Source organism: Lentzea sp. DG1S-22 (assembly GCF_036321065.1).
Lineage (GTDB): Bacteria > Actinomycetota > Actinomycetes > Mycobacteriales > Pseudonocardiaceae > Lentzea > Lentzea jiangxiensis.
Genome location: NZ_CP143276.1, coordinates 4,520,295 through 4,543,335 on the forward strand (window position 1 = coordinate 4,520,295; position 23,041 = coordinate 4,543,335).

Annotated in this window: 19 protein-coding genes; 9 read left to right on the plus strand and 10 right to left on the minus strand. The window is 68.6% G+C overall.

Annotated elements, in window-relative coordinates; all coding sequences use genetic code 11:
• Positions 1 to 6: 6 nt before the first annotated feature.
• The 5 genes from V1227_RS20620 to tig all read right to left on the minus strand — a co-directional run bounded on the left by V1227_RS20620 (position 7) and on the right by tig (position 4,986).
• The gene (locus V1227_RS20620) at positions 7 to 585 is read right to left on the minus strand and encodes an RBBP9/YdeN family alpha/beta hydrolase (RefSeq protein ID WP_329787232.1); all 579 of its coding nucleotides are present in this window, start codon (positions 583 to 585) and stop codon (positions 7 to 9) included.
• 98 nt (positions 586 to 683) lie between these two features.
• Positions 684 to 1,964, minus strand: coding sequence for an ATP-dependent Clp protease ATP-binding subunit ClpX (gene clpX / locus V1227_RS20625; RefSeq protein WP_090100149.1), 1,281 nt, complete (start codon positions 1,962 to 1,964; stop codon positions 684 to 686).
• A 241-nt stretch (positions 1,965 to 2,205) separates the two neighbouring features.
• Entirely contained in the window at positions 2,206 to 2,820 is a 615-nt protein-coding gene (locus tag V1227_RS20630; RefSeq protein WP_236223015.1) for an ATP-dependent Clp protease proteolytic subunit, read from the minus strand.
• A gap of 35 nt (positions 2,821 to 2,855) precedes the next feature.
• Positions 2,856 to 3,443 (minus strand): ATP-dependent Clp protease proteolytic subunit, encoded by a 588-nt coding sequence (locus V1227_RS20635; protein WP_236223014.1) that lies wholly within the window; start codon positions 3,441 to 3,443, stop codon positions 2,856 to 2,858.
• Between the two features lie 196 nt (positions 3,444 to 3,639).
• On the minus strand, positions 3,640 to 4,986 hold the full coding sequence (tig, locus tag V1227_RS20640) for a trigger factor (protein ID WP_329787233.1): 1,347 nt from the start codon (positions 4,984 to 4,986) through the stop codon (positions 3,640 to 3,642).
• 564 nt (positions 4,987 to 5,550) lie between these two features.
• Between tig and V1227_RS20645 the strand changes: the two genes are divergently transcribed.
• Positions 5,551 to 6,450: a LysR family transcriptional regulator gene (locus V1227_RS20645; protein WP_236222903.1), complete on the plus strand. Its 900-nt coding sequence runs from the start codon at positions 5,551 to 5,553 to the stop codon at positions 6,448 to 6,450.
• 94 nt (positions 6,451 to 6,544) lie between these two features.
• On the opposite strand, the gene V1227_RS20650 is transcribed toward V1227_RS20645, so the two are convergent.
• Positions 6,545 to 7,537 (minus strand): LacI family DNA-binding transcriptional regulator, encoded by a 993-nt coding sequence (locus V1227_RS20650; RefSeq protein WP_329787234.1) that lies wholly within the window; start codon positions 7,535 to 7,537, stop codon positions 6,545 to 6,547.
• A gap of 106 nt (positions 7,538 to 7,643) precedes the next feature.
• Here V1227_RS20650 and V1227_RS20655 point away from each other — a divergent pair, with 106 nt between their 5' ends.
• From V1227_RS20655 to V1227_RS20685, 7 genes are all read left to right on the plus strand, one after another.
• Positions 7,644 to 8,897, plus strand: coding sequence for an ABC transporter substrate-binding protein (locus V1227_RS20655; RefSeq protein WP_329787235.1), 1,254 nt, complete (start codon positions 7,644 to 7,646; stop codon positions 8,895 to 8,897).
• On the plus strand, positions 8,894 to 9,763 hold the full coding sequence (locus V1227_RS20660) for a carbohydrate ABC transporter permease (RefSeq protein ID WP_329787236.1): 870 nt from the start codon (positions 8,894 to 8,896) through the stop codon (positions 9,761 to 9,763). The genes V1227_RS20655 and V1227_RS20660 overlap by 4 nt, the downstream gene beginning before the upstream one ends.
• On the plus strand, positions 9,760 to 10,566 hold the full coding sequence (locus V1227_RS20665) for a carbohydrate ABC transporter permease (RefSeq protein ID WP_329787237.1): 807 nt from the start codon (positions 9,760 to 9,762) through the stop codon (positions 10,564 to 10,566). Before V1227_RS20660 ends, V1227_RS20665 begins: the two co-directional genes overlap by 4 nt.
• 16 nt (positions 10,567 to 10,582) lie before the next feature.
• Entirely contained in the window at positions 10,583 to 11,689 is a 1,107-nt protein-coding gene (locus tag V1227_RS20670) for a glycoside hydrolase 5 family protein (protein WP_329787238.1), read from the plus strand.
• A gap of 5 nt (positions 11,690 to 11,694) precedes the next feature.
• Positions 11,695 to 14,601: an alpha-mannosidase gene (locus V1227_RS20675; protein ID WP_329787239.1), complete on the plus strand. Its 2,907-nt coding sequence runs from the start codon at positions 11,695 to 11,697 to the stop codon at positions 14,599 to 14,601.
• A gap of 4 nt (positions 14,602 to 14,605) precedes the next feature.
• Complete coding sequence (locus V1227_RS20680; RefSeq protein WP_329787240.1) at positions 14,606 to 15,505, plus strand: glycosyl hydrolase family 18 protein; 900 nt, start codon at positions 14,606 to 14,608, stop codon at positions 15,503 to 15,505.
• 400 nt (positions 15,506 to 15,905) lie between these two features.
• Complete coding sequence (locus V1227_RS20685; protein ID WP_329787241.1) at positions 15,906 to 16,082, plus strand: hypothetical protein; 177 nt, start codon at positions 15,906 to 15,908, stop codon at positions 16,080 to 16,082.
• 75 nt (positions 16,083 to 16,157) lie between these two features.
• Here the strand turns inward: V1227_RS20685 and V1227_RS20690 are convergent, their stop codons facing one another.
• The 3 genes from V1227_RS20690 to V1227_RS20700 are packed head-to-tail and all read right to left on the minus strand — an operon-like array spanning position 16,158 to position 20,076.
• Positions 16,158 to 17,114, minus strand: coding sequence for an ABC transporter substrate-binding protein (locus V1227_RS20690; protein WP_329787242.1), 957 nt, complete (start codon positions 17,112 to 17,114; stop codon positions 16,158 to 16,160).
• 11 nt (positions 17,115 to 17,125) lie between these two features.
• Positions 17,126 to 19,063, minus strand: coding sequence for an ABC transporter permease (locus V1227_RS20695; RefSeq protein WP_329787243.1), 1,938 nt, complete (start codon positions 19,061 to 19,063; stop codon positions 17,126 to 17,128).
• On the minus strand, positions 19,063 to 20,076 hold the full coding sequence (locus V1227_RS20700; RefSeq protein WP_329787244.1) for a quaternary amine ABC transporter ATP-binding protein: 1,014 nt from the start codon (positions 20,074 to 20,076) through the stop codon (positions 19,063 to 19,065). Before V1227_RS20700 ends, V1227_RS20695 begins: the two co-directional genes overlap by 1 nt.
• Before the next feature lie 248 nt (positions 20,077 to 20,324).
• Between V1227_RS20700 and V1227_RS20705 the strand changes: the two genes are divergently transcribed.
• A complete protein-coding gene (locus V1227_RS20705) occupies positions 20,325 to 21,263 on the plus strand; it encodes an ABC transporter substrate-binding protein (protein ID WP_329787245.1) in 939 nt (312 codons plus the stop codon).
• Positions 21,264 to 21,272: 9 nt separating this feature from the next.
• Here the strand turns inward: V1227_RS20705 and V1227_RS20710 are convergent, their stop codons facing one another.
• On the minus strand, positions 21,273 to 23,027 hold the full coding sequence (locus tag V1227_RS20710; RefSeq protein ID WP_329787246.1) for a hypothetical protein: 1,755 nt from the start codon (positions 23,025 to 23,027) through the stop codon (positions 21,273 to 21,275).
• Between the last annotated feature and the right edge of the window lie 14 nt (positions 23,028 to 23,041).

Consider the following 23,041-nt stretch of genomic DNA (forward strand, 5'->3'; position numbering starts at 1 on the left):
TTGTCGCTAGCGCGGCGAGAGCGGCACGGTCTTCGACCGCACCCACTTGAGCACCGCGGGCCACTCCCCGTAGCCCGCGTCGATGTTGATGTGCGCCGCCCCCGGCAGGACGTCGACCTCGATCCGCAGGGCCTCGCCGAGCTGCTTGGCGGCCTCCATCGAGCAGTGCGGGTCGCCCTCGCCCACGACGAGGCGGGTGTCGGTGGCGGCGCGGCGCAGGTTCGCGGGGTCGAGCGGAGACGGCAGGAACGACCTGATGGCGGGCTCGGGGTGGTCGACGGCCGGCGGGGCCACGAGCAGCACGCGGTCGACGTGGACGATGTTCTCCCTGGCCGCGTGGTGCAGCCAGAGGTGACAGCCGAGCGAGTGCGCCACGACGACGCGTTCGCGGTCGGTGGACAGCGCTTCGAGGTGGGTGTCGAGCTCGCGCAGCCACGTGTCGCGGTCGGGCGCGTCGGGGTCGCTGAAGTGCGGCAGGTCGGCGAGGCCGCCGTGCTCGGACACGGTCTGGGCGAGCCAGCGCTGCCAGTGGCCGGGGCCGGAACCGGTGTAGCCGTGGAGCAGGAGCACGTGGGGCAGCGACATGACTTCAGCGTAGTGGCGTGACGCGCGGAGTCGACGGTCCCCGGAACGCCGAAAGGGGCGCCGGTGAGATCACCGGCGCCCCTTGTCGAGCGTGGAACCTAAGCCGACTTCTCCCGCCGTTCGCGGCGCGAGGGCTGCCGGGCGACGATCGTCGGGTTCACGTTCTCCTTCACCGTCTGCTCGGTGATGACGACCTTGGCGACGTCCGTGCGGCTCGGGATGTCGTACATCACCGGGAGCAGGACCTCCTCCATGATCGCGCGCAGGCCTCGGGCACCGGTGCCGCGCAGGATCGCCTGGTCGGCGACCGCTTCGAGCGCGGTCTTGGTGAACTCGAGCTCGACGCCGTCCATCTCGAAGAGCTTCTGGTACTGCTTCACCAGGGCGTTCTTCGGCTCGGTGAGGATCATCACCAGCGACGGCTTGTCGAGGTTCGTGACGGAGGCGACCATCGGCAGACGCCCGATGAACTCGGGGATCAGGCCGAACTTGATCAGGTCCTCCGGCATGGAGTCGGCGAAGTAGTCCGCCGCGTCCACCTCGGCCTTGGAACGGACCTCGGCGCCGAAGCCCAGGCCGCGCTTGCCGACCCGGTCCTGGATGATCTTCTCGAGACCCGCGAACGCACCGGCCACGATGAACAGCACGTTCGTCGTGTCGATCTGGATGAACTCCTGGTGCGGGTGCTTGCGGCCGCCCTGCGGGGGCACCGATGCGGTGGTGCCTTCCAGGATCTTCAGCAGCGCCTGCTGCACGCCCTCGCCGGAGACGTCGCGCGTGATCGACGGGTTTTCACTCTTCCGAGCGATCTTGTCGACCTCGTCGATGTAGATGATGCCCGTCTCGGCGCGCTTGACGTCGTAGTCGGCGGCCTGGATGAGCTTCAGGAGGATGTTCTCGACGTCCTCACCGACGTACCCGGCCTCCGTCAGCGCCGTCGCGTCGGCGATGGCGAACGGCACGTTCAGCATCTTCGCGAGCGTCTGCGCGAGGTAGGTCTTGCCGCAGCCCGTCGGCCCGAGCATGAGGATGTTCGACTTCGCCAGCTCGACGCCGTCGTCACGACCCTCGCGCCCGCGGTCGCCCGCCTGGATGCGCTTGTAGTGGTTGTAGACAGCGACCGAGAGGGTCCGCTTCGCCTCGGACTGGCCGATGACGTACTGGTCGAGGAACTCGTGGATCTCGGCGGGCTTCGGCAGCTCGTCGAGCTTCACGTCGCCGGCTTCGGCCAGCTCCTCCTCGATGATCTCGTTGCAGAGATCGATGCACTCATCGCAGATGTAGACGCCGGGGCCGGCGATGAGTTTCTTCACCTGCTTCTGGCTCTTTCCGCAGAAAGAGCACTTCAGCAAGTCGCCGCCGTCACCGATACGCGCCATGACCGCTGACCTATGTCCCCTCCGGCGCACACCTGCTGTAGTGCGCCTGCTGACTTGCTGTGGCAGTCCCACTGGCTGTGGGTGCTGAGCCCGTTGCACTGACGGTACCTGGCCCACCCCGTTTCAGGGGAGGACCAGCGTCCCCCGACGCGCCGATCAGGCCAGACACCTGGTCTTCCCGGGCGTGTCGGTACGCGTTCTCCCGAGGGCCGGGCCTTCCCAGCCCTCGGGAACACGCGTGTCAGGACTTGGCGGAAAGCTTGCGGTAGGGCAGCACCGAGTCGACGATGCCGTACTCCTTGGCCTCCTCGGCCGTGAGGATGCGGTCGCGCTCGATGCTCTCGCGGACCTCCTCTGCCGTCCGGTTCGTGTGCCGCGCGAGGGTGGTCTCCATCAGGCGGCGCACGCGCTGGATCTCGTTCGACTGGATCTCCAGGTCGGACACCTGACCGTACGCGCCCTCCATGGAGGGCTGGTGGATCAGGATTCGCGCGTTCGGCAGCGCGTGGCGCTTGCCGGGGGTGCCGGCGGCCAGCAGCACCGCGGCGGCCGAGGCGGCCTGGCCGAGGCAGTACGTCTGGATGTCCGGGCGGACGAACTGCATGGTGTCGTAGATGGCCATCAGCGAGGTGAACGAGCCACCCGGCGAGTTGATGTACATCAGGATGTCGCGGTCCGGGTCCTCGGACTCGAGGACCAGCAGCTGCGCCATGACGTCGTTGGCCGAAGCGTCGTCAACCTGCACGCCGAGGAAGATGATGCGCTCCTCGAACAGCTTGTTGTACGGGTTCGACTCCTTCATGCCGTAGCTGGTGCGCTCGACGAACGACGGCAGCACGTACCGCGACTGAGGCATGTGGAACTGGCTCACTTGAGGTCTCCTAGCTGACGTCAGTTGTTCGAGTCGCCGACGGGCTGGGCCCGGGTGACGACCTTGTCGACGAAGCCGTACTCGAGCGCTTCCTGCGCCGTGAACCAGCGGTCGCGGTCGGAGTCACGGGTGATGGTCTCCACCGACTGCCCGGTGTGCTCGGCGATGAGCTCGGCCATCTCGCGCTTGGTGCGCGTCAGCATGTCCGCCTGGATCGCGATGTCCGCGGCCGTACCGCCGACACCGGCCGACGGCTGGTGCATCAGGATGCGGGCGTGCGGGAGCGCGTGGCGCTTGCCGGGCGCGCCCGCGGAGAGCAGGAACTGCCCCATCGAGGCCGCGAGGCCCATCGCGTACGTGGCCACGTCCGGCTGGATGAGCTGCATCGTGTCGTAGATGGCCATGCCCGCCGTGACGGAGCCACCCGGCGAGTTGATGTAGAGCGTGATGTCCTTCTCGGGGTCCTCAGCGGCGAGAAGCAGCAGCTGAGCGGTGATCTGGTTGGCGATGCCCTCTTCGACCTGCGATCCCAGGACGATGATCCGCTCGCGGAGCAGCCGCTCGTACACCGAGTCGTTGAGGTTCATCCCGGCGGTGGCCGACCGCATCTCGGGGGTCGGGAAGGAGTGCTGCGTCACGTCTGCCTGCCTAACTCCAGGTGGAACGAATCTGGAAGCGAAAAACTCTCTGCGATCGACCTTAACGAAGGCGGGCGGCGTCAGATGCCCGACACCGCCCGCGTTCGCTATGAGCTGTATTTCCGGAGCTCGCCCGCTCGCGGGGAAAGGGCGAGCGACTCGGTCGCTACTCCTGGCCGTCCTCATCGGACTTGGTCTCGCCGAAGAGCTCGTCGAGGTCCAGCTTGGCGCCGCTCGTGTCGGACACCTCGGCCTGGCGCACGACGCTCGCGAGCGCCTTGCCCCGGCGGACGTCGGCGAAGATCGCGCCGAGCTGGCCGGACTGCTGCGCGCGCTTGACGTACTCGTCCGGGCTGATGCCGAAGCGCTGGGCCTGGTAGATGATCCGCTCGGTCAGCTCGCCGTCGGACACCGTGACCTGCTCGGCGTCGGCGATCGAGTCGAGCACCAGCTGCGTCTTGACGGCCTGCTCGGCGGCCTTGCGCAGCTCGGTGTCGAACTCCTCCTCCGTCTGACCCTGCTCGGTCAGCCACGCGGCGAACTTCTCGTCGTCGTGGTCGAAGGCGTGCACGGCGTCGTGCTTGCGCGCGTCGACCTCGCCCTGGACGATGCCCTCGGGCAGCGGGACCTCGGTGGTCTCCAGCAGCGCCTCGAGGACCTTGTCGCGCGCCTGCACGCCCTGCTGCATCTTCTTGACGCGGCCCAGGCGGGTCTGCAGGTCGGCCTTGAGCTCGTCGAGCGTGTCGAACTCGCTAGCGAGCTGCGCGAACTCGTCGTCGAGCTCGGGGAGCTGGCGCTCCTTGACGGTGCTCAGCACGACGGTGACCTCGGCCTCGCGGCCCTCGTGCTCACCGGCGACGAGCGTGGTGGTGAAGGTCTTGGTCTCGCCCTCGGAGGCGCCGATGAGCGCCTCGTCGATGCCCTCGACGAGCTGGCCGGAGCCGACCTCGTAGGACAGGCCGCTGGTGCGGGCCTCCTCGACCTCTTCGCCGTCGACGGTCGCGGACAGGTCGACGATCACGAAGTCGCCGGTCTGCACCGGGCGGGAGACGCCGGTCAGCGTGCCGAAGCGGGCGCGGAGCTCGTCGAGCTGGGTGGTCACGTCCTCGTCGGTGACCTCCTGCTCGTCGACGGTCACGGCGAGCTCGCCGAACGCGGGCACGGTGATCTCGGGGCGGACGTCGACCTCGGCGGTGAACTCGAGCGTCTGGCCGTCCTCGATCTTGGTGACCTCGAAGTCCGGGCGACCGAGCGTGCGCACCTCACCGGCGTTGACCGCCTCCAGGTACTTGGCCGGGATGGCCTCCTGGATGACCTCGTCCAGCACCGGAGCGCGGCCGATGCGGTTCTCCAGGACCTTGGCGGGGGCCTTGCCCGGGCGGAAACCGGGGATGCGGACCTGCTTCGCGAGCTTCCGGTACGCCTGGTCGAAGTTCGACTTGAGCTCGTCGAACGGCACCTCGACGTTGATCCGGACCCTCGTCGGGCTCAGGTGCTCGACGGTGCTCTTCAACGTGGACTCCTCGATACGAACAAGAACGTGCAAGACAGCCGGTACCGCCACTCGGGACGCCCGGATTCCCAGCGAGTCTAGGCGAGACCCGCGCTGTGACCGCCGCCACCCCGCTCCAGCGACGTGACAGCGCTTCCGAGGTCCCGCCGTGCACGGCGCACGAGCGCTCCAGCGCGCGTGGCCGAAGGCTCCACGAGAGAGCCGGCCGACCCGACGCCATGGTCTCCGCGGACGTGTTCGCACCGCCAGGAACCACCGCCCGCCGGCGCGCGTCCAAGCGATCTCCCGTTGGTCCGCCGCCGCCACACCCTCCGCCCCTTTTGTTCGCCTCGCGAAAGTCTTCACAGAAAGAAGTCAGCCCGCTACAACCCGTAAAAACGGTCACCACAATTTCACTCGTTCGGCGGAAACAGCCTTTCCGGGGCAGATCGAGATGACTCCATAAGCACCAATCACGCAGCCTCGGCGGACAGGTAGCGTTACTGCGCCCGCACCATCCGTAACAGGACCACGGGAACAAACGAGAAAAAGTCGTCGCACCGTTTTAGCCCGAGGATCCGCCTGATGGAGACACGCCAGCTTCTCGCGTTCACGACCGTGGTTCAGACAGGGAGCTTCACCAAGGCCGCTGCCACGCTCAACTGCTCGCAGCCGACCATCACCACCCGCATCAAGGCACTGGAGGAAGGCCTCGGCGTCGTGCTTTTCCGGCGCCTCCCCAGAGGTATCCAGATGACGTCCGCGGGTGTCGAACTGCTCCCGTTCGCGCGTAACATCATCAACCTCACCGAAAAGGCTCGAAAAGCCATAACGATGAACGGCGAGCCGCACGGCAAACTCGTCATCGGTTCCGCACAGAGCCTGACCGACTACCGTCTGCTACCGCTCATCGAATACATGTGCTGGCGCTACCCGTCAGTTCAACTCTCGCTGCACTCGCGCAACGCCCTCAACAACCTGAACTCGGTGCGCGACGGCCAACTCGACTGCGCCTTCTTCATCGGAGCGATAGAACCGCGCGAGGGCCTCGAGACGACGGTCCTGTGCCCCGAGCCGCTCGTGATGGTCGCCGGCCCGAACCACGCGCTCACCCAGCGCCAGAGCCTCACCGAGGACGACCTGACGAGCAACACCCTGATCCGTGCGGAGAACGGCGCCTCCTACCACGAGCTCTTCGAACACTCCCTCGGCTACGACGACACCCGCGCCCCGGTCCTGGAACTCGACTCGGTGGACGCCGCCAAACGAGCGGTCGCCTCGGGCCTCGGCATCGCCCTCATGCCGGAGGTCACCGTGTCCTCGGAGCTCGCCGACGGCAGGTTGGTCCGCTTGCCCTGGTCGCCGGCCTTCCGCGTCTACACGCAGTTCGGCTGGCGCCAGGACAACTCGACGAACCCGGCGGTGACGGCCCTGGTGTCGGCGGCGGCGCAGGTGGTGAGCGACCAGGTCGCCTCGCTGACCTGACCACCGCACCCGCACCGTCGCGACGGCGAGGCCGAGCCGCCCTGAACGCGAGGTTCGGTGGGGTGGTCCCGTCACCCCACCCGAACCGCACCGCCTACGCGACAGGCGCGCGCCCGGTGCTCCTCCGGACCACCAGCTCGGGCAGCACGTCCTCCTCGTCGGTGGGCGACGCACCCCCGATCACCGAGACCAGCGCCCTGGCCGCCCGGGCCCCGAACGCGAACGTGTCCCGGGACAGCGCGGTCAGCCCCAGCTGCTGGCACAGGACCGAGTCGTCCCAAGCCACGACCGACAGCTCGGACGGCACGGCGACCCCCAGGGAAGCAGCCGCGGAAGCCCCGGCCACAGCCATGACGTCGTTGTCGTACACGATCGCGGTAGGCGGGGACTCCAACGCCAACAACGACCGCGTGGCGGAAGCCCCGGCTTCGGCCGTGTAGTCGCCGGCCACCACCACACCGTCCTCACAGGACGCGGCGAACGCGGCATCCCGCCGAACGGTGTGCAACAACGAGGGCAACCCCGTCACACGGGCGATCCGCCGATGCCCCAACGTCTTCAGGTGCTCCACCACGGAGGTCATCGCCGCGTAGTCGTCGGCCCACACCGAAGCGAGCTGCCCGTGGTGCCCGGCGCCGCCCACCACGACGGCCGGCAACCCGAGCGACGACATCAGCTCGACCCGCGGATCCGACACCAGCAGGTCGACCAGGAACACCCCGTCGACCCGGTGCTCGGCCCACCAGCGCCGGTACAGCGAGATCTCGTCCTCCCGCGACGACACCACCTGCAGCAGCAGCGCCGACGACATCTCGGACTGCATCCCGGCGATCAGCTGGAAGAAGAACGCCTCGTCCCCCAGCGCGCGGGGCGGTCGCACCAGCACCAGCCCCACGGCGTCGGCGGAGGCCGAGGACAGCGCCCTGGCCGTCACGGACGGCCGGTACCCCAGGGACGAGGCCACCTCCAGCACGCGGGAGCGGGTCGCCTCCGAGACGCCGGCGCGGCCGTTCAGCGCCAGCGAGACAGCACCCTTGGACACCCCTGCCCCCGCCGCGATGTCCTTGATCGTCGGTCTCTTCACCACGCGCTCACCGCACCGCACCTGTCCGGAACAAGACAACAAGACGGTCGGAGGCTAGCCGGAGATAAACCGGTTTAGCTAGGGTCCGCGAGCAAGGAGGTGGGTGTCAATGAAGAGGCGCACGTTCCTCGCGGGCCTGGCGGCGGTGCCCGTGGCGGGCTGTGGACTGTCCGGCACGTCCAGCACGGGCTCGTCGGCGACAGGGCAGGTCACGGGCGAGATCACGTTCCAGACCTGGTCCCTCAAGCCCAAGTACACCGACTACGTCAACGGTGTCATCGACGCTTTCCAGAAGCAGCACCAGGGCACCGCGGTGAAGTGGGTCGACCAGCCCGCGGACGGGTACCTGGCGAAGGTCATGGCCGACGCGAGCGCGGGCAGTCTGCCCGACGTCGTCAACGTGCCGCCGGACCTCAGCTTCCCGCTGGCCGAGGCCGGGCAGCTGGTCGACCTCGACGAGTCCCTCGAAGACGCCAAGCACGACTACCTCGAGAACGCCTGGCAGGCGTTCGAGATCCCCGGCAAGGGCGGCTGCTGCGGCTTCCCCTGGTACCTCAACACCGGACCGGTCTTCTACAACAAGGCCCTGTTCCAGCAGGCCGGCCTAGACCCGACCAAGCCGCCGACGAACTTCAAGGAGCTCGAAGAGCAAGCTTTGAAGCTCGCCGAGAAGAAGATCGCCATGCTCGGCCAGACCCCGAGCATCGCCGACTTCGGGCTCTACGGCGTGAAGCTCTTCGAAAACGACAAGTTCACCTTCAACGAGCCCAAGGGCGTCGAGCTCGTCGAGGTCTACAAGCGGATGTACGACGCGGGCGCGCTGATCCCCGAGGCGCTCACGCAGAACTACACGGGCGCCGGCACGAAGTTCATGGCGCAGCAGACCGCGCTCAACCCCGGCAGCGCCTACGACCTCGGCAAGTTCAAGACGGACGCGCCGAGCCTGTACGCGAACGTCGGCATCACCAAGCCCATCACGAACACGGGCAGCGCCAACATGTTCCTGCACGGCGTGAGCGTGCCGAAGAGCAGCGGGAACCAGGCCACGGCGCTCGCGTTCGGGCGGTTCGTCACCAACGCCGAGAACCAGGTCGCGTTCGCCAAGCTCGCCTCGATCTTCCCGAGCACGTCCCGGGGCGGCGACGACCCGTACTTCACCACGGAGGACGGCACCGACGAGGCCCGCGTGCGGGTCGCGGCGGCCAAGCAGCTCAAGACGGCGGTGAACTACACGCCGGTGCAGTTCAGCGATCAGATGCGAGAGGCGCTGCTGCAGCAGCTCGCCGACGCCATGCTCGGCAAGAAGTCCCCGAAGCAGGCGTTGGACGACGCCGTGAACGAGTGCAACAGGCTGCTCAAGTGACGCACCGGCCCTACACGCCGTGGCTGTTCCTGGCCCCAGGACTGGCCATCTGCCTGATGTTCACGATCTTCCCGTTCGTGAACATGGTCGTGCTCGCGTTCACCGACGCGAGCGCGCTGGGCGGCGGCCGGTTCACCGGCGTGGACAACTTCGTGCGGATGGCGGAGGACCCGAAGTTCTGGGTGGCGGCCCGCAACAGCGCGCTCTACATGGCCGGCGTGGTGCCGCCGCTGGTGCTGTTGCCGTTGCTGATCGCGATGCTCGCGCAGAAGGTCGTGCCGGGCATCGGGATCTTCCGCACGGCGTTCTTCACGCCGGTGATCGCCTCCACGGTCGTGGTCGGGCTCATCTGGACGTGGCTGCTCGACAGCCGCGGCCTGGTGAACAACGTCGTGGAGGCCTTGGGCGGAACCAGGATCCCGTTCCTGACCGACTCGACGCTGCTGCTGGTCAGCTCGATGGTCGTCACGGTCTGGCGCGGCCTGGGCTACTACATGGTGATCTACCTGGCCGCGCTCGCGAACGTGCCGAGGGACCTGCACGAGGCCGCGATGGTCGACGGCGCGGGGCCGGTCAGGCGGTTCTGGTCGGTCACCGTGCCCGCACTGCGGCCGACCATGGTGCTGGTCGCGGCGTTGAGCGCGGTCAACGGGTTCCGGGTGTTCTCCGAGATCTACCTGCTGTCCGGCGGCACCGGCGGGCCCGGCGGGGCGAGCACCACGATGGTGCTGCTCATCCAGTCGGTCGGCCGCGGCCTCACCGGCGAGGTCGGGTACGCGTCCGCGCTGAGCCTCGTGCTGTTCGTGGTCCTGCTGGGGCTGCTGCTGGTCACCCTCAAGCTCAACCGCAGGGAGGAGCAGCTGTGAAGCTCGCACTCCGCTACAGCGCACTCCTCGCCGTCCTCGCGATCAGCATCGGACCGTTCCTGTGGCAGTTCGCGACCAGCGTCAAGGGCCCGAACGAGGACGTCTTCGTGCCCGACTTCATCCCGGACGACCCGACCCTCGGCAACTACGCGGCCGTGGCCGACGTGGTGCCGGTCTGGACGTTCGCGCTCAACTCGCTGGGCGTGGCGAGCGTCAACGTCACCACGAACTGCCTCGGCGCGGCGATGGCCGGCTACGCGTTGGCACGGTTGGAGTTCAAGGGCCGCAGGCTCGCCGCGGTGATCTTCGCCAGCAGCATCCTGGTGCCGTTCGAGGCGATCCTCATCTCGCTGTTCCTGGTGATGCGCGGGCTCGGCCTCACCGGCACCCTGACCGCGGTCGTGCTGCCCGGCGCGATCGCCGCGCTCAACGTCCTGTTGCTGCGCAACGCCTTCCTCGCACTTCCCGCCGAAGTCGAGGAAGCCGCGATCATCGACGGCGCCACCGCGTGGCAGCGCTTCACCCGCCTCGCGCTGCCGTCGGTGAAGGGCACGCTGGTCGTGGTGGCGTTGTTCTCGTTCATGTTCAGCTGGGACGACTTCCTGTGGCCGCTCGTGGTGCTGAGCGACCAGGAGAAGTACACGCTCACCATCGGCCTGGCGTACCTCCAGGGCACGTTCGTGCAGAACCAGCGGCTGGTGGCGGCGGGCACGATCATCGCCGTCCTCCCGCTGATCCTGTTGTTCCTGTTGCTGCAGAAGCACTTCTTCCGCGGAGTGGGAGAAGGCGCGATCAAGGGATGAACCATTGCGTTTCGGCGTGAACTACACCCCGTCCACAGGTTGGTTCCACCACTGGCTCGACTTCTCGCTGGACGACGTCAAAGCCGACTTCGAGGCGATCGCCGGGCTGGGACTCGACCACGTGCGGGTGTTCCCGCTGTGGCCGGTGTTCCAGCCCAACCGCGGCCTCGTCCGGCCGAAGGCGGTCGAGCAGCTCGGGCACGTGCTCGACGCGGCGCACGAGTTCGGCCTGGACGTGCAGGTCGACGTGCTGCAGGGGCACCTGTCGAGCTTCGACTTCTACCCGTCGTGGGTGCAGACCTGGCACCGCGCCAACATCTTCACCAACCGAGACGTGATCAGCGGGCAGAAGCTCTACATCCGCACGCTCGCGCAGGAACTGGGGGAACGGCCGAACTTCCTCGGCTTCACCCTCGGCAACGAGGTCAACCTGCTCACCGAGTCCCACCCGTGCACGCCCGAGCAGGCCGCCGAGTGGATCGACACCTTGCTCGCCGAGTGCGCGGAAGCAGCGCCGCACCAGCCGCACGTGCACTCCGAGTACGACGCCGTCTGGTACGAGAGCGAACATTCGTTCCTACCCGAGCACGCGGCGAACAAGGGCGCGATGACGACCGTGCACTCATGGGTCTTCAACGGCACTGCGCAGCGCTACGGCCCGATGTCGCCGGAGAGCGTCCACCACGCCGAGTACCTCGTCGAGCTCGCGAAGGCCCACGCGAAGGACCGGCAGCGGCAGGTGTGGCTGCAGGAGGTGGGCGCCGCCCAGCCCGAGATCAGCGCCGAGCAGGCGCCCGACTTCGCCGAGCAAACGCTTGCGAACGTGCTGACGTGCGCCAACCTCTGGGGCGTCACGTGGTGGTGCTCGTTCGACGTCGACCGTGCGCTGGTGGACTTCCCCGAACGCGAGTACGAGTTGGGGCTGATGACCACCGAACGCAAGGTCAAGCCGCTCGGCGAGGTGATCGCCCGGATCGCTCGGACGACGCCGCCCGCGCCGGCCGAGCGCACGCCGATCACGCTGCACGGCAACCGGCCCTCGTGGGGCCCCGGTGGCGCCTTCTTCGACGAGTGGATGGCCCTCGCGCGCACGGGTGTGCGGGCCTCGATCGAACTGGGGTAGACGACATGCACGACGAACGCGCGCTGCTGGAAGAACGGCTCAACCGCACGCTGAAGGAACGCATCCGCCCGGCCGTCTACGGCGAGACCGCACCGCTCGAACTCGCCGTCTGGACGGTGCCGGACGAGCCCGTCCCGGTCGCCGAAGCCCTCGAAGCCACCTACGTCCCGGCGGCGGTCGGCGACGCGTGGGGCGCGCCCTGGAGCACGAGCTGGTTCCGCCTCAGCGGCACCGTCCCGGAGTCGTGGCAGGGCGAGCAGGTCGAGGTCGTGCTGGACCTCGGCTTCACCCACCCCGGTCCCGGTTTCCAGGCGGAGGGCCTCGCCTACAACGCCCGGGGCGAGCCGATCAAGGGCATCGAGCCGCGCAACACCCACCTGCCCGTCGACGGCCGCGAGGTGCTGTTCTACCTGGAAGCCGCCGGCAACCCGACGATCCTCGACTTCCACCCGTTCCTGCCGACCCCGCTGGGCGACAAGCGGACGGCGGGCACCGAGCCGCTGTACAGGATCCTCAAGGCGGAGCTCGCGGTGTTCCGGCCGCAGGTGTGGCACCTGATGCTCGACATCGAGGTGCTGCAGTCGCTGATGGGGGAACTGCCCGGCCACGACCCGCGCCGGCACAAGGTCCTGCACGCGCTGGACCGGGCGATGGACGTTCTCGACCTGAACGAGGTCGCCGCCACCGCCGACCTCGCCCGCGCGGAGCTGGCCGGTGTCCTCGCGCTGCCCGCGAACGCCTCCGCGCACAAGGTCTCCGCGATCGGTCACGCGCACATCGACTCCGCGTGGCTCTGGCCGTTGCGCGAGACCGTCCGCAAGTGCGCCCGCACGTTCTCGAACGTCACGAAGCTGATGGACGAGTACCCGGACTTCTACTTCGCGTGCTCGCAGGCCCAGCAGTACGCGTGGATGAAGGAACACCACCCGCACGTGTGGGAGCGCGTCCGCGAGAAGGTCCGCGGTGGGCAGTTCGTGCCCGTCGGCGGCATGTGGGTCGAGTCCGACACGAACATGCCCGGCGGCGAGGCGATGGCGCGCCAGCTCGTGCACGGCAAGCGCTTCTTCCTCGACAACTTCGGCGTCGAGACCGAGGAGGTGTGGCTGCCGGACTCGTTCGGCTACAGCGCCGCGCTCCCCCAGCTGATCAAGCTGAGCGGCTCGCGGTGGTTCCTCACCCAGAAGCTGTCGTGGAACCAGATCAACAGGTTCCCGCACCACACGTTCTGGTGGGAGGGCATCGACGGCACGCGGATCTTCACGCACTTCCCGCCCGTCGACACCTACAACTCGTCGCTGTCCGGCGAGGAGCTGGCGCGCGCATCAAGGCAGTTCGCCGAGCACGCCAAGGCCTCGCGGTCGCTGGTGCCGTTCGGCTACGGCGACGGCGGTGGCGGTCCCACCCGCGAGATGATGGAGACCGCGCACCGCGTCGCGAACCTCGAAGGCTCCCCGACCGTGCGCGTCGAACCTCCCCGCGACTTCTTCCAGGCGGCACAGGACGAGTACCCGGACGCGCCGGTGTGGGCGGGCGAGCTGTACCTGGAGAAGCACCGCGCCACCTACACCACCCAGGCCAAGACCAAGCAGGGCAACCGCCGCAGCGAGCACCTGCTGCGCGAGGCCGAGCACTGGTCGACGGCCGCTGCCCTCGCGGGTGCCGAGTACCCGTACGACGACCTCGACCGGCTGTGGAAGACCGTGCTGCTGCACCAGTTCCACGACATCCTGCCCGGCAGCTCGATCGCCTGGGTGCACCGCGAGGCCGAGGCCACCTACGCCCGCGTGGCGTCCGAGCTCGAGGCGCTGACCGCCTGGGCCGTCGACGCGCTGAAGGGCGAGGGCGACGACGAGCTGACGTTCGACGTGCTCGGCGGCGACGCCCCGCGGCCGTTCGTGGCACCGGCGGACGGCGTGCTCGACAACGGCAGGCTGCGCGTCACGATCGACGCCGACGGCATCGTGACCTCGGTCCTCGACCTCGAAGAGGGCCGCGAGGTGCTGCCGCCGCACGGCTTCGCCGGCCTGCCGCAGCTGCACCGCGACAACCCGAACCAGTGGGACGCCTGGGACATCGACCCCTTCTACCGCAACTGGAAGGCCGACCTGATCCCGTCCGAACGCGTCGACACCACCGACGGCGTGGTCGTGCGGGCGGAGTTCGGCGACTCGGTGCTCACCCAGACCGTCCGCCTGCGCGAGGGCGCGAAGCAGGTCGACTTCGAGACCGAGGTCGACTGGCAGGAGCGCGAGAAGCTGCTCAAGATCGCGTTCCCGCTCGACCTGCGCGCCGAGGTCTCCACGGCCGAGACCCAGTTCGGCCACCTGCACCGCCCGGTGCACACCAACACCTCGTGGGAGGCGGCGAAGTTCGAGATCTGCGCCCACCGCTTCCTGCACGTCGGCGAACCCGGCTACGGCGTCGCGGTGGTCAACGACTCGACCTACGGCCACGAGGTCACCCGCACCACCCGTGAGGACGGCGGCACCACCACGACCGTGCGCCTGTCGCTGCTGCGCGCACCCCGTTTCCCCGACCCGGAAACCGACCAGGGCGAGCACCGCTTCCGCTACGCCCTGGTGGTCGGCGACCTGCCGGCGGCCATCGACGCCGGCTACCGCATCAACCTGCCGCCGCGGTCCGCCCGCGGCTCCGCGGCACCGCGACCCCTGGTGCGCACGGACAACCCCGCGGTCAGGGTCGAGGCCGTGAAGCTGGCCGACGACCGGTCGGGCGACGTCGTCGTCCGGCTCTACGAGGCGCACGGCGGTCGTGCGCGCGCCTCGATCAGCACCTCCTTCGCCCACCGGCGGATCCAGGAGACCGACCTGCTCGAACGGCCACTGGCCGACGCGTCGGCCGAGGTGGTGCTGCGCCCCTTCCAAGTGATCACCCTGCGATTCACGAGGTAGCGCAATGAAGAAGCTGTTCCTCGCCCTGCTGCTGGTGGCGCTGGCCGCGCCACCGGCCCAGGCCGCCACCCAGAAGCGAACCGTCGTCTACTACCAGACCCAGTACAGCAACGGCGCGACCGGCACCTACGTCTCGCCCAAGCCCCTGGTCGACCGCAACACCGGCGTGACGGACGTGCTGGTGGCCGCCCTCCACCTCAACGGCAACAGGATCGTCCACCTCAACGACCACCCGCCGTCGCACTCGCGGTACGCGCGGATGTGGCAGGACCTCGCCGCGATGCAGGCCCGCGGCGTCAACGTGATCGGCATGGTCGGCGGCGCGGCGCCCGGCTCGTTCCAGCGGCTCGACACGCGGTTCGCCGAGTACTACCCGTTGCTGCGCGACACGATCCGCACGTACGGGCTCGACGGCGTCGACCTCGACGTCGAGGAGCGGATGTCGCTCGCGGGCATCCGGCGGGTGATCGACCAGCTGAAGGCCGACTTCGGCGCGGGCTTCATCGTCACGCTCTCCCCGGTGGCGAGCGCGCTGTGGGGCGGCGGCAACCTGTCGGGCTTCGACTACGAGGAGCTGTACCGCAGCCACGGCTCGAAGATCGCGTGGTTCAACGGCCAGTTCTACAACGGCTGGGGCAACGCGGGCAGCACGGCGCACTACGACCAGATCATCAACCGGCGGCTGATCCCGGCGCACAAGGTCGTGCTCGGCACGCTCACCAACCCGGCGAACGGCGGGTCGGGCTACGTGAGCACGGCGACGCTCCGGAACACGGTGACGTCGTTGAAGACCAGGTACTCCGACTTCGGTGGCGTGGCCGGGTGGGAGTACTTCAACTCGCTGCCCGGGGGCACCGCGGAACCGTGGAGGTGGGCCGCGGACGTGACGGCGATGCAGCGGTAGGCCTGATCGGCTGGTCGAAGCGGACCGTGGCTGTCTCGGACTGCTACGGCAGCGTGCTGGTCGTGACGGAGGCCGTGCACCACTCCTCGAGCCACGCGGTCATGAGCGTCTCGTCAGTGAGGCCTTAGCCGGCGGAGAAGTGCTCCCCGTCGGACAGCACCCGCTGCTCGTCGTAGTGGACCTCGGTGGCGGGTCCAAGAAACTTCGCAGGTCGCGCGGGCAGGTGGGCGGTGGCGTCGATCGCGGCCCCTTACCCCGGCCGCGGGGATCCGCTGATCCGGCTGCGGGAGTGCGGCGTAAGGGGTTCTGCGGCGCGACCATGGGTGATCGTCCGATGTCGGGGTTCACCCCTCAGGAGCAATCTCATCCTCGTCGGAGAACGAACTGAGGAGTGAGTCGGATGGAATGGACGCCCGAGGCGATCAAGGCGGAGATGGACTACCGGCAGGAGGCGCTGCGCGAGGACGCACGCCGTGCGCGGGAGTACTACCGCAACGGTGGCAAGCAGCGGTCGTGGTGGCACCGCATGACACACCGCCACGAGCCTGAGGTTCCCGCCGGACCACAGGCTGCGTGATGCCGGGGGTGGCCGTGGGGGTGGCCCTGTTCCTCTCGTCCGGGAACGGGAACCACCCCCACGGCCGGAGCGCTCCTAGGCCTTGGCCGGCAGCCACGCCTTGATCTTGTCGGCGTTGGCGTCCGCCCACCTCTTGGCGGCGTCCTCGGGCTTCATCTTGTCCTCGGCGATGTACTTCGCCACGGTGTTCTGGTCCTCGTTGGTCCACTGGAATTTCTTGACCAGCTGGAAGGCAGGGCCGCCGCCGTCGGCGAACTTCTTGGACACGATCTTGTCGAGGTCGTAGTCCGGGTAGTCGCAGGCGACCTTCTCGGCGTCGGCGTCACAGCCGGGCTCGTACTCGGGCAGCTTCACCTTCTCGAGCTTGATCTCGTTGAGCAGCCACTGCGGCGAGTAGAAGTAGCCGATGACCCACTTCTTGTCCTTCTCCGCCTGGCGGAAGGCCTGGATCAGCGCGGTCTCGCTGCCGCCGTAGACGACCTTGTAGTCGAGGTTCAGGTTCTTCACCAGGGCCTCGTCGTTGGTCACGAACGACGGGTCGCCGTCGAGCAGCTGGCCCTTGTCACCGGACTCGGACGTCTTGAACCTGTCCGCGTACTTGTTGAGGTTGTTCCAGTCGAGGATGTCGGGGTGCTCCTTGGCGAGCCACGGCGGCACGTACCAGCCGATCTGCCCCTTCACACCGGTGGACCCCGCGCTGACGGCGGTCTTCTGCTCGTCGATGTACTTCTTGCGCAGGTCGTCGTGGCCCCAGTTCTCGACGACGGCGTCGACCTCGCCGGTGCCGAAGCCCTGCCAGGCCACCTCTTCCTTGAGCTCCTTCTTCGTGACCTTGCAGCCCAGCTCCTTCTCGGCCACGTGAGCGAGCACGGCGGCGTTCGCCTCGTAGCCGACCCACGGGTTGATCGCGAGGTTGAACGTGCCGCAGTCGCCGGTCGCACCCGAGGAGGTGTCACCGACCTTGGCGCCACCACAACCAGCCAAAGCGAGCGCTCCCACCAGCACCGCTCCCAGCACGCTGTGCCCAGCCACTTCCAGACCTCCTAGTTGGTCCACCGCTGGGCGGCCGCCCGGGTGAGGCGGTCGAGCATCACGCCCAGCACGACGATCGCGACACCGGCCGCGAGCCCCTTGCCGTACAACTGGCCCTGCGAGAACCCGGCCACCACGTCGTAGCCGAGCGCGCCGGCGCCGACGAGCCCGCCGACGACGACCATCGAGAGCACGTAGACCAGTCCCTGGTTGGCGGCGAGGGTCAACGCCCCGCGCGCCATGGGCAGCTGGACCTTCACGATCGTCTGCCACGAGCTCGACCCCAGCGCCGTGGACGCCTCGACCGTCGCGGGCGACACGGCGCGGACGCCGTCGGCGATGATCTTGATGGCGACCGGGGCGGCGAACACCACGGCCGCGATGATCGCCGTGAAGCGCGAGGCGGAGAACAACGCCAGGAACGGCACCAGGTAGACGAACGCCGGCATGACCTGCGCGGCGTCGAGGACCGGCCGGACGACCCGGTCCGCGCGCCTGCTGCGCCCCACCCAGACACCGACGACGACGCCCAGGACCATCACCATGATCGTGGCGACCAGCGTGGACGCCAGCGTGATCATCGAGTCCTGCCAGAGCCCCGTCGCGACGAGCAGGCCGAGGCACACGGCGGAGACGATCGCGGGCCTCAGACCGCCGATCAGGAACGACAGCGCGACGACCACGAGCGCCACGAGGAACCACGGCGACTCGGCGAGCAACGCCTGCAACGGGTTGATCAGCGCGAACGTCACGAAGTCCTTGAAGCCGTTCGTGAGCACCGGCAGCGAGTCCTGCGCCCACTCCGTGACGGCGGTCGCGCCCTTGGTGATCGAGCTGCCGATCTCCACGTCCGTTCCGAACTCCGCCGCCCAGAGGTAGGTGTGGGAGAGGTACGCGCAGACGCCCGTGACGCCGAGCCCGCCGAACAGCGCCCAGCGCGGGAGCCCGCGGCGCTCGGTGGCGGCGGTCGTCACGCGGTCCAGCACGATCGCCAGCACCACGATCGCGAGGCCCGCGTTGAACGCCGTGCCGACGTCGAGCGTCTGCAACGCCTTCACGACCGTCTTGCCGAGACCGGGTGCGTCGATCAGCGCGGCGATCGTGACCATCGACAGCGCGGCCATGATCGTCTGGTTGACGCCGAGCACGATGGTCTTGCGCGCGGACGGCAGCAGCACCTTCACCAGCGTCTGCGTCCGCGTCGCGCCGAGGGACTCCGACGCCTCGACGGTGTCGCGCGGTACCGAGCGGAGGGCGTGCGCGGTGATCCGGATCGCGGGCGGTGCCGCGTAGATCAGCGTCGCGATCGTCGCCGAGGCCGGCCCGATCAGGAAGAACAGCGTCAACGGCGCCAGGTAGACGAAGGTCGGCATCGTCTGCATGAAGTCGAGCACCGGTGTCATGACCCGGTGGGCCCGGTCGGACAGTCCCGCCCAGATCCCCAGCGGGATGCCGAAGAGCAACGAGATCACGACCGCCGAGAGCGTCAGCGCCAGCGTGTCCATGCTCTCCTGCCACAACCCCTGCAGGCCGAGGAACACGAAGCCCGCCACGGCGAGCAGCGCGATCCGCCAGCCTGCGACCGCGAGGCTGACGAAGCCCGCGATCGCGACCACGCCGAGCCAGCCGATCACCGGCACCGGCCGGCCGAACGACGGCTGCGCGATCAACGCCTGGACGAACGTCACGAACTCGTCGATGACGAGCCGGATCTCGTTGAAGAAGTACAGGAAGACGGGGCTGGAGTTCCTGGACGCGCCGACGGCGTCGTTGACGTCGTTGATCCACCGGTGCAGCGGGGTCAGCTCGGAGGCGTCGAGCGGCAACGTGCCGACGTTGCGCAGCGCCACCCACAGCACGGCCCAGGCGAGCACGATCCCGCCGAGGACGAGCGCCTTCTTGTGCTGCAACAGCCGAGGGGGCCGTCCGGGAGCGGCGACGGCGACCATCACGCCTCCCCGGCCACGACCCCGAGGATCTCCTCGTCGGCCACGACCCCGAGCAGTTCGCCGTCGCGCACGACCTTCACCGGCTTGCCGGCGCCGAGCACGCCGCGAACGGCCTCGCGCACCACGGTCTCCGGCGCGAGCTCCGGTCCGTCCAGGTCGTCGCCGGGGCGCGGCGGACGCATGATCCACTTGAGCGTCAGCACGTCCGGGCGCGGCACGTCCCGCACGAAGTCGCGCACGTAGTCGTCCGCGGGCGCGCCGACCAGCTCGTCGCCGGTGCCGACCTGCACGACCCGGCCGTCGCGCATGATCAGGATGCGGTCGCCGAGCTTGAGCGCCTCGCTCAGGTCGTGGGTGATGAAGACCATCGTCTTGCCGACCTCGCGGTGCAGCCTGATGACCTCGGACTGCATGTCGCGCCGGATCAGCGGGTCGAGCGCCGAGAAAGGTTCATCGAAGAACAAAACATCGGGATCGCCCGCGAGTGCGCGCGCGAGGCCGACTCGTTGCTGCATACCGCCGGAGAGTTGATCCGGATACGACTTCTCGCAACCGGTCAGCCCCACCAGGTCGATCACTTCCCGGGAGCGCTCCCCGCGTTTCGCGCGCGGTACCCCGCGGATTTCCAGACCGTAACCGACGTTGTCGGCGACGGTGCGGTGCGGGAGCAGACCGAAGTGCTGGAACACCATGGAGAACTTGTTCCTGCGCAGTTCGCGCAAACGCTTGGCGTCCGCCTCGAGAATGTTCTCGCCCTCGAACGTGATCGCGCCCGCGGTCGGTTCCACGAGCCTCGTGAGGCAGCGGACCAAAGTGGACTTGCCCGACCCGGACAGGCCCATGACCACGAACATCTCACCTGGAGCGACCTCGAAGTCCACTCCCCGCACGGCCGCGACGGACCCCGTCCGGTCCATCAGCTCCGATCGCGGCAAAGCCCTGAGCTCGTCCGAACCCACCACTTGCGACGCCTTGGGCCCGAACACCTTCCACAGGTCCCTGACCGAAATCACGGGATCCACGCCAAACCACTCCGACCTGTTGCGGACTGCGCACACCGTTTCTCGATGCGCGACAGCATTGACCTGTCGCACGGGTACGGTCAAGGCCCGAAACGAATCCGCTCCTTTTTGGACAACCAATCATCCCATGACTTGACTCTGTCTGATCGATGGGGAAAAGGTGACCTCACCGGTCTCCTGAACCGCTCGTTCCCCCCGACGAGGAGCTGTTCGTGCAAGCCCCCAGAATTGTTCTGGCAATGACGTTCGTGGTGACGATCGCCGGTTGCGGCAGCGGATCGACGGCGTCCCCCCGCTCCAGTCCGGCCGCACCGGCCGAGCCCTGCGACTCCATCACCATCGCGGTCAACCCGTGGGTCGGCTACGAGGCGAACGCGGCCGTGATCGCGTACCTCGCCGAGAAGCGGCTGGGTTGCAAGGTCACGAAGAAGGAGGTCGACGAGCAGACCGCCTGGCAGGGCCTGGACTCCGGCGAGATCGACGTGATCCTCGAGAACTGGGGCCACGAGGACCTCAAGCAGAAGTACGTCGAGGAGAAGCGCACCGCCGTGCGGGTCGGCCCGTCCGGCAACAAGGGCGTGATCGGCTGGTACGTGCCGCCGTGGATGAAGAAGGAGTTCCCGGACATCACGAACTGGCAGAACCTCAACAAGTACGCGGACAGGTTCAAGACCCCGCAGTCCGACGGCAAGGGCCAAGTGCTCGACGGCGACCCCTCGTACGTGACGAACGACGAGGCGCTGGTCAAGAACCTCGGCCTCGACTACAAGGTCGTCTACGCCGGCAGCGAGCAGGCGCTCATCAAGGCGTTCCGCCAGGCCGAGGAGAAGAAGACCCCGCTGATCGGCTACTTCTTCGAGCCGCAGTGGCTGCACCTCGACATCGAACTGGTCAAGATCGACCTGCCCGCGTACACGGCGGGCTGCGACGCGGATCCGGCCGAGGTCGCCTGCGACTACCCGCGCTACGAGCTCGACAAGATCGCCTCGAAGAAGTTCGTCGAGAAGGGCGGGCCCGCGGCACGGCTGGTCCGGAACTTCCAGTGGAGCAACGCCGAGCAGGACACGGTCGCGTCGTTCATCGCGAAGTACAAGATGTCGCCCGACGAGGCGGCGAAGCGGTGGGTCGAGGCGAACCCGGACCGCGTCGAGGACTGGCTCACGAGGGCCAAGCCGTAACTTCCGTCCTCAGTTCCGGCCCCGCGACCACCACTTCTCGTCGGGGCCGGAGATGTCCTCGACGCTGAGCCTGCGCACCGACCCCGTGCGCTTGAGCCGGGCCACCAGCTGGTCCTCCCGCTGCGCGAGCCGGCGGTAGATCTCCACGGCGGAGGTCTCCTGCCGGCCCTGCCGCCGTTCGACGGTCCGCCAGTTGCCGAGGAACTCGAGCGTCAGGTCCGCGACGGCCTGCCCGGCGTGGGCCGTGAGCGTGTCGGCCGGGGAGGCGAACCGCCCGGCGTGGAACGCGAGGTTGCGGGTGACGTAGAGCCACTCCAGCAGCGCGGCGGCGGTGTCCTCCTGCTCGCGCAGCCAGGCCGCGAGGACCTTCGAGTCGGCGAGCCGGTCGCGCCACAGCCCCGCCAGGTCGTGGACCAGCCCGCCCTCGTTCTCCGCCAGCGCGGTGACGGCCTGCTGCGCGGCCGCGAGCCGTTCGTCCGGGCGGTTGTGCTCGATCAACACCTCCAGCCAGGCGTCCACGGACCTCAGGTGGTGCTTCACCCCGGTCGTCGGCACGTGCGCGTCGAGCGGTTTGCGCAGTTCGGTGTCGTGGTTGGTGAGCACGACGTGCAGGCTGACCAGGTGCTGCCGCAACACCTGCAGCGCGCACGCCTTCGCCAGCCACGCGATCTTGCCCGGGTCGAGCCCCGTCGCCTCCAGCGCGCTCCACGCGAGCCCTGCGCTGGCCATCGGCGCGTCGACCTGGCGCGCGAGGTTCGCCACCCGCATCGCGCTGCGCAACTCGGCCGGCCAGTACGCGGTGAGCGGGTAGGCGTTGTTCACGGTCCGCCGGTGCTCGGTGCCGCGCGTGACGCGGCCGCCCGGCCCGCTGACCTGCCAGACCGGTGCGATGGTCAGCTCGGTGAGCCGCTCCCCCGCCGCGTACTGGTCGAGCACCTCGTTGAGGATCCGGCGCCCCTTCAGCGCGGCCGTGTGCACGTCCGCCGCCTCGACCGGCAGCCGCACCAGCACCGACGACCCGTCCACCGCGGCCTTGAGGAAGTCGTCCTTCGGCAACCTGTTGCGGTGCAACGGCTCCTGACGCGCCTGCGGCAGCAGCTCGTCGAGGTGCCGCAGCACGCGGGCACCCCGCACCACGAACGCCACGACGTGCCGACGCGGCTCCGGCCACAGCACGTGGCCGAGGTCGCCGGGCTTCTTGAGCCACCGCAGCAGGTCGGCCCGCAACTCCCTGCCGTCTCTGCCGTGCACCGCCACGACGACCGCGATCTCGGCGGTCATCCTGGTGCGCAACGAAAGCCCGACGCCGTTCCACAGTGGAGCGATCCAGCTCCGCACGGCCTTCTCCAGCGCTCCCTTGTCGAGCTCCGCCGCCGCCGCGGCCGTGACCACCGGGTCGAGCCTCTGCCCGTCGGCCGCGATGGCGGCTTCGACCCCGAGGAGGACCTTGCGCGCCGCGGCGAGCTCCTTCGCGCCACCGTGGGCGTACGCGGGCCTGGCGGCGTCCATGCACGCCAGCGAGGTGGTGATGATGCGCCGCAGCAGGTTCCACCGCGGCTGGTCCTCGGCGGCGTGGCTCTCCAGCGCGGTCTTCGCCCGCGTGACGGCGAGGAACGCGCTGTTGAGACCCGCCACGTGCTCCCCGAGGTGCGCGTCGGGATCGAGCGCGCGCAGCACCCCCTGCAGGAACGCCCGCTGCCCGCGGTCGAGCCCGGCGTCGTCGAAGGCCTGCCTCAGCCGGGCGTCGAGGTACTGGTAGCGCACGTGACGCACCATAG